Source organism: Bacillus sp. JJ1127 (genome assembly GCF_036965845.1).
In the GTDB taxonomy this organism is placed as follows: Bacteria; Bacillota; Bacilli; order Bacillales; family Bacillaceae_G; genus Bacillus_A.
The window spans coordinates 1-3,090 of the sequence record NZ_JBALQK010000301.1 but is presented as its reverse complement, the minus strand read 5'-3'; the positions used below and the strand labels follow the sequence as shown (position 1 = coordinate 3,090).

Genomic DNA, 3,090 nt, shown 5'->3' with positions numbered 1-3,090 from the left:
CCACACATCCATCAACTTAAGGATTTAGACTATTTTTGAAGTTAAAAGCACGTTACTATTCTCTTATGTTAATGAGAAAGGGTGACGTGCTTTTTATGAATATGAACCAAAAACAAGAATTATCTTTATTTGCTGAAGAGTTATATCGATATATGTCTCCCGCTACACTTAATCAATTAGCTATAGAAGTAGGCGGAATGAAACGAAAACGTAAGTGCCACGGGCACCATTTCTTATCTTTGTGTGTATGGTTAAATCAACAAGTCGCTACTACCTCTCTTACTCAGCTTTGTAGTCAACTCGAAACTTCAACAGGAGTTTTATTAAGTCCGGAGGGACTTAATCGACGATTTAATTCGGCTTCTGTAGCCTTCTTTCGAATTGTATTTACTACACTTCTACAAGCTAAAATTGGAGGAGTATCTAAGATTTCTCATTCTCTTTCTACTTATTTTGAGCGGATTCGCATTCTTGATTCTACAACCTTTCAAGTTCCAGACCGATTCGCAACTGCTTATCCTGGTGCCGGAGGATGTAGTCATAAAGCTGGTGTGAAAATTCAATTAGAGTACGATTTGTTGAATGGCGAATTTTTTGATGTGAAAATTGAACCAGGAAAACGAAGTGATCAGGCGTATGGTGCCACTCGAACAGGCATGACACAAAAGAATGAACTATATATTCGTGACTTAGGATATTTTCGTTTACAAGACTTTAAGTCTATCCAAGATAAGCAAGGATATTATTTATCACGTCTTAAGTTACCAACTAAAATATATAGAAAAGAATTCAAAACAGTGGTATTTAAAACAAAACCCGCTCAATTAAGACCGGTATATGTACAAATTCATTTGGAAGACATCATGAAACAATTACAACCTGGCCAAGTGTATGAATTACGTGATGTATATGTAGGGAGTAAAGACAAGCTACCTACTCGCATTGTGGTTTATAGATGTACCGAGGAGCAAAAACAAAAACGCCTACGTGATCGAGCGATTCGTGAAAAGAAAAAAGGGATTACATATACAGAGCGTACGAAACTTTTACAAGGAATTACGGTATATATGACAAATATTCCTACGGAATGGGTACCAAAAGAGAAAATCTATGATTTATATTCACTACGTTGGCAAATTGAACTGTTATTTAAAATATGGAAATCTTGGTTTCAAATTCATCGTTGTAAATCTATTAAACAAGAGCGATTAGAATGTCACCTTTATGGACAACTCATTAGTATTTTATTATGTTCTTCTACTATGTTTAAGATGCGAGAACTCCTGTTACGTAAGAAACAGAAAGAGCTAAGTGAATACAAAGCGATGTACATCATTAAGGATTATTTTCTACTTTTTCATCAAGCATTACACAAAAACACCCAAGAGCTATCAAAGGTTCTCCTTCGTCTGTTTAACCTCCTACAGCACAACGGACGAAAATCTCATCGATACGAGAAAAAGACAGTCTTTGATATTTTGGGTGTTGTTTATGAGTATACTACTTCTACTCACCAGGTAGCATAGTAAAAAAATTGAAACCCGTCAGGGTTTATTTGGTATGCGTACTTTTATAAAATCTATAAAAGATTATAAAAAACTACGTGGAAAGACCAAAATTTATATAAAAATACACTTTAAGTTGATGGGTGTGGGGTACCACCACATGCCCATCAAGCTAAGATTTTGAGACACCCCAAAACGAAATTTTTACCTTCTACAGTTATTTATGAGAATTCAGCTCATTTTTTTCGTTTTGGGAAACAATCAATTTCTTAAGTTAATGGCGATGGGGCGGGACCCCTTCTACTAAATATCTTTTGATTTTTGTAGGCTCTCTAATAAGGAAATCCCTATATTTTCATCATCATTTCTACCTAATTGATAATTGGCCAAAACTACGGAAGCAACTTTCTTTTCTTTATCTATCCCTAAAAACGAGCTAAAGCATCCTGTTCCACCGCCATGCAAAATAACATTATTGTTTTTCTTTAAAAGCATCCATCCAAGACCCATATCATACTTCTTTGTTCCATTTCCATGCTTTTTATGACAAAGAGACAAATATGGTTTATCTTCGTAAATATTTATTTTGGCATATTTAAGTAAATCATCAGCAGTTGAACTTATTGCACCCGCGGGTGATATAAGATTTTCTTTGTTCCATTTCCAGTTGCCGCAATCATTATTTTTTCTGTTATAACCATGTAAATTATTATTTGATGTACCTAAATATGTTTCGCTTAGCCCGAGCTCATTATAAAGAAAGTCGTTCATAATGTCCCAATATCCCCTGCCTGATACAATTCCCAATCCATACCCAATAAGTGATATACCAAAATTTGAATATTCACATGAATAATCAACTTCTTTCAATTTATTTCTTTCAATTAGCATTTTCATTTTGTTAAAGTCCATATTTAAAGGATTATTCCTATTAAAATCATCACCGCCAGTAATCAAATTTAAAATTAGGTTGAAATATTCCCGTTTATTTAATGGCAGTCTTTCTGAAAATCCAGAAGAGTGAGTAGCAAGACGGAGCAACGTTGGATAATACCCGTTTTCCTTAAGTTCTTCTATATATTTATGTATTGAATCGTTTATTGACATCTTGTTCTCAAATATGTATTTTGATAACAAAGATACAGTAAAAGTCTTTGTAATAGATCCAATTTCATAATGATATTTTTTTGATGAATTAAGTTCACCGTTTTCCTTATAAATTTTTATTACAGAATTATCGTCTATTAAATAGCCAATAGTTAATCGTAAATGTTTTTTTCCTCTACATGTCTTTTTAATTAATCGTAATGTTTTATCACTGATTTCAAACATAATAATTGCTCTCCCTTATCTTTCATTTTGAAAACATTTCAAAAGATTGATATATATTCTTCAAGGTAAAATTACCAACCCGATTTATTTTTCATATTTTATTTCCCCTATTAATTGTTTGAATTCTTCGTCTCTCAAGTTCCTTCATTACTCTCAATTGTAATTAACTGTTTTGCACTCTGTTTTGTGATACCTAATTTTCTAGCAATATTATTCAAAGTCATTTCATCTTCAGGTAAATGAGCAATCTTTT

At 32.9% G+C, this 3,090-nt stretch carries 2 protein-coding genes; one reads left to right on the top strand and one right to left on the bottom strand.

Translation table 11 applies throughout. From position 1 onward, the window contains the following. Window positions 1–95: 95 nt before the first annotated feature. Complete coding sequence (locus V7183_RS23235; RefSeq protein WP_335360985.1) at window positions 96–1,526, top strand: IS4 family transposase; 1,431 nt, start codon at window positions 96–98, stop codon at window positions 1,524–1,526. Between the two features lie 282 nt (window positions 1,527–1,808). On the opposite strand, the gene V7183_RS23230 is transcribed toward V7183_RS23235, so the two are convergent. After that, window positions 1,809–2,837 (bottom strand): serine hydrolase domain-containing protein, encoded by a 1,029-nt coding sequence (locus V7183_RS23230; RefSeq protein ID WP_097896356.1) that lies wholly within the window; start codon window positions 2,835–2,837, stop codon window positions 1,809–1,811. Window positions 2,838–3,090: the final 253 nt, after the last annotated feature.

Excerpts from the sequence above, each read along its gene's own strand:
- V7183_RS23235 (WP_335360985.1), top strand. The coding sequence starts at position 96 with ATGAATATGAACCAAAAACAAGAATTATCTTTATTTGCTGAAGAGTTA.
- V7183_RS23230 (WP_097896356.1), bottom strand. The coding sequence starts at position 2,837 with ATGTTTGAAATCAGTGATAAAACATTACGATTAATTAAAAAGACATGT.